Raw genomic sequence first — 3,947 nt, forward strand, 5'->3', positions numbered from 1 at the left:
CGCTTCATTGTCCGTCCCTTCGTTGGGTCGGACTCTAATTTCAAATGGAGAAAAAATCCCGTGGCAGGTCACCGGCGGTACACCTATATTGGCGTAGAGCCCGTGCCCGCCCATGTCGATTTCGGGCGTGTCCGGCAAGGCGGCCCCGTCCAGCGGCGTCAGAACGCCGTCCTCTCGGCGGGCGTGATTGGTGGCTGTGCGCTGCTTCATCGCCTCGGTGCGAGTGAAGGCGATCTTGTCCATGGCCAGAGGATCGAAGATCCGCGCGCATCACCTTGCCAAGGTGCTTGCCCCGGATGTCTTCGACCACCTGCCTCACCCACTCGATGCCGGTGCCGTATTCCCATGCCTCGCGGACGTGTCGTGAAGTTGGTGGAAATTTGAAGGCGGCGTAATCTCCGGGTGAACTGACACCCACCCAACCGGCGGCGGCAACCGCCAGGGAGATCACGCCATGAACAACATTACCGACACCGCGAGCTTTGCGCTACTGGCCGGAGAGGCCGGGTTCGACCCGATCGAGGAACGGCTGCGGAGCAACGTCCGCGCGACCATTGAAGCCGTGTTCGAGGAAGAACTCGCGAGCTTTCTTGGCCGCCTTCGTTACGACCGGAGCGACGGCTCGGCGAAAGGCTATCGCCATGGACACCGCGCGCGGCAAATCACTGGCACCTTCGGAACGGCAACGGTGCGGGTGCCGCGCGCCTGGATCGATGATGAAGCTGGCAAGGTGACGGAGTGGCGGTCCAAGGCGCTGCCCCGCTACCAGCGGTGGACGAAGAAGGCCGAGGCCCTGATCGCAGCGGTCTACCTCTCCGGAACCAACACGCGCCGGGTCAAGCGGGCGCTGTTCGGGCTTTTCGAGGGCGCCGTCAGCAAGGACGTGGTCAGCCGCGCCTGGCGCAAGGTCAAGGTGGACTGGGACGCCTGGTGCGCGCGCAGTCTGGCCGATGAAGACATCGTCCGTCTGATCCTGGACGGCACCGTGATCAAGACCCGGCTGGACCGGAAAGCCACGAACATTTCTGTTCTGGCCGCCATCGGCGTGCGCCGCCCCTCTCGTGACATCGCGTTCCGCGATGCACTGCCGGGCAGTGGACGGGCAGAAGGTGCTGTTATCCATCAGGAACATGGGCGGCGAGAGCACGGCCGCCTGGCGCCAGTTCCTGGAGGATCTCGATGCCCGCAGCCTGAAACGGCCCGAATTCGTGGTCGTCGACGGCGCCCCGGGGCTTGAAGCTGCGCTCGTGGCGTTGTGGGGCGAGGACCTGCCCATCCAGCGCTGCACGGTTCACAAGCACCGGAACCTCCTCGCGCATGCCCCCAAGCGCCTGCACGACGAGTTGGGCGAGGACTACCGCGACATGATTTACGCCTGCACCGCCGCCGAAATCGAAAAGCGCCGCAAGGTATTCTTGCGAAAATGGAGGCTCAAGTGCCGCGCTGTCGCCGACAGCCTCGAGGAAGCAGGCGAGTGGCTGTTTACCTTCACCCGCCTCGACCCGTCACAGTGGAAATCGGCGCGGACCACCAACGCCATCGAGCGGCTGAACGAGGAGTTCCGCCGCCGCATCAAGACCCAGACCGTGCTGCCCTGCGCAGAGACCGTGCCCATGCTGCTCTGGGCCCTGCTGGCCTCCGGCCAGATCCAGATGCGCAAGGTCGATGGCTGGGAAACTCTGTCTCAGCCCCTCGAACCCATGCCACTTGACCTCGCGGCCTGAGAAACCGATCCTTCACATCCCCGGAGCGCGCCGCCAGGGAATTTCCACAGCATTCGCGACACGACCTGCCTCGCCCGGATCGAACAGTTGCGGTGTATGGATCGCCGTACGCAAGACAGTGACAACTGACGGCTGACCGAGATCCTTCGCCAGCCGCGCCTAGCGATGTCTTTCACCAGATCCTTCCTTGAACGCAGGCCCGGGCGATCGGCGGGCGATTTTCGATTAAATCGTCGACGTAGATGTCGCCTCGCGCTTGTGTGTGATCCCCCGCCCCCCCTATTTGTGTGCTTTTGGTCCCTGTCTACGATCTGATGTCCGACACGCATCAAAGGGCGCAGCGCCCATGATCTATCCGGCTGACACTGGCCCGCCTCATCCTTGCCAGGACTGTACCGGAACCGCCTATGCGGGCAGCGGCGGGCAGTCTCTGAACCCGGACGTCGCTGCGCGCAGAACTTTCGCAGATCACCTGCTGCGCGACCTGCAGGCGGCGCAGCCTGTTACAGCGTCTCGATCAGCGATATTTCAATGGGGCCGGGGCAAAGAACCGAAGACGGCGCGGCGGCGCCATGTCCGGGACACACCCCCCGCGCTGCCGCGATCAGCCGCACGCAGAAAGCAGGGGTTTGCAGGCGATGACGCATCGGCACGATCCCGAGCCTATCATTGCCCCTTGTACCATCTGCCGGGATAAGACGCTTGAATTCATGATTTCGAAGTCAATCATATCTTTACGGCGGCGGCATAACCTTGGGGCGCAACTTCGGATATGCACCCATGACTGTTTATCTGGTCGAACCGGCCAACTGGAATGACCCCGACTTCTGGAACTCGGTTGCGGAATCCGCAGGCGGGCACAGTCTCGATCTTTCCGGCCTGCCGAATACATATCAGATCGCCTTTGTGTCGAGCACCGGCAAACTGTCGATTAATGACGGGACAACGGTTTTCGTCATTGGCGATGCCAGCGCCAGCGGCCCTTTTGACGCGCAGCTCGGCCCATCGACGGAGTTCGAGTATTTCACCATCATCGGCAGCGCCGGCAACGACAGTTTCACCGGCAGCGGCGGTTCTGAAGATTTCGCTGGCGGCGAGGGCGACGACAGTTTCTACGGCGGTGGCGGCGACGACACGCTGGCGGGCGGCGACGGGAACGACACGTTTTCGATTCACGGCAGCGGCGCCGGACTCGACCAGATCGACGGTGGCGCGGGCACCGATACCTGGCAGGGCTCCTCCAGCAACGATGTCTTCAACGTCAGCAGCGGACTGAGCAACCTCACCAGCGTCGAGGTGATCGACGGCGGCGATGGGTATGACGTGATCCGGGGCACCTCGGGCGATGACACTATCGACCTGTCTGTGGGTTATACGCTCACAAGCATCGAGCTGATCGACGGCGGCGCGGGCAACGATTCGATCATCGGCACCGCCAGCGGCGATTTCATCTACGGCAACAGCGGCAATGACACGCTGATCGGCGGCGGCGGCGACGACAGCTTCTCGATCTACGGATCGGGCGGCGGGCTGGATCAGATCGACGGCGGCGCTGGCTATGACAAGATCGAGGGCCACTCCAGCAACGACATACTCTACGTCGAAAGCGGCCTCGCCAACCTGACCAGCATCGAAGAGATCGACGGTGGCCTCGGATATGACCGCATCTACGGCACCGCAGGCGATGACACGCTGGATTTTTCCAGCGGTCCGATCCTCACAAGCATCGAGCAGATCGATGGCGGTGCGGGCAACGATTCGATCATCGGCACCGCCAGCGGCGATTTCATCTATGGCAACAGCGGCAATGACACGCTGATCGGCGGTGGCGGTGACGACAGCTTCTCGATCTACGGATCGGGCGGCGGGCTGGATCAGATCGACGGCGGCGATGGCTACGACAAGATCGAAGGCTCGACCAGCAGTGACGTACTCTATGTCGAAAGCGGCCTCGCCAACCTGACCGGCATCGAAGAGATCGACGGTGGCCTCGGATATGACCGCATCTACGGCACCGCAGGCGATGACACGCTGGATTTCTCCAGCGGTCCGATCCTCACAAGCATCGAGCTGATCGACGGCGGCGCGGGCAACGATTCGATCATCGGCTCCGCCAGCGGCGATTTCATCTACGGCAACAGCGGCAATGACACGCTGATCGGCGGCGGCGGCGACGACAGCTTCTCGATCTACGGATCGGGCGGCGGGCTGGATCAGATCGAC

Annotated in this window: 2 protein-coding genes and 2 pseudogenes; 3 read left to right on the forward strand and 1 reads right to left on the reverse strand. The window is 62.8% G+C overall.

The window, feature by feature from the left end:
• A pseudogene (locus Q4543_RS23865) lies at positions 1-243 on the reverse strand (hypothetical protein); the annotation flags it as partial.
• On the opposite strand from Q4543_RS23865, the gene Q4543_RS23870 reads away from it, so the two are divergent.
• From Q4543_RS23870 to Q4543_RS23880, 3 genes and pseudogenes are all read left to right on the forward strand, one after another.
• On the forward strand, positions 242-367 hold the full coding sequence (locus tag Q4543_RS23870) for a hypothetical protein (protein ID WP_303442569.1): 126 nt from the start codon (positions 242-244) through the stop codon (positions 365-367). The pseudogene Q4543_RS23865 and the gene Q4543_RS23870 overlap by 2 nt on opposite strands.
• 87 nt (positions 368-454) lie before the next feature.
• A pseudogene (locus tag Q4543_RS23875) lies at positions 455-1,724 on the forward strand (IS256 family transposase).
• A gap of 780 nt (positions 1,725-2,504) precedes the next feature.
• Positions 2,505-3,947, forward strand: a 1,443-nt coding sequence (locus tag Q4543_RS23880) for a calcium-binding protein (protein WP_303442572.1), incomplete at its 3' end; no start/stop codon positions are given.

The organism is Salipiger sp. 1_MG-2023 (genome assembly GCF_030547555.1).
In the GTDB taxonomy this organism is placed as follows: Bacteria; Pseudomonadota; Alphaproteobacteria; order Rhodobacterales; family Rhodobacteraceae; genus Salipiger.

Excerpts from the sequence above, each read along its gene's own strand:
- Q4543_RS23870 (WP_303442569.1), top strand. The coding sequence starts at position 242 with ATGGCCAGAGGATCGAAGATCCGCGCGCATCACCTTGCCAAGGTGCTT.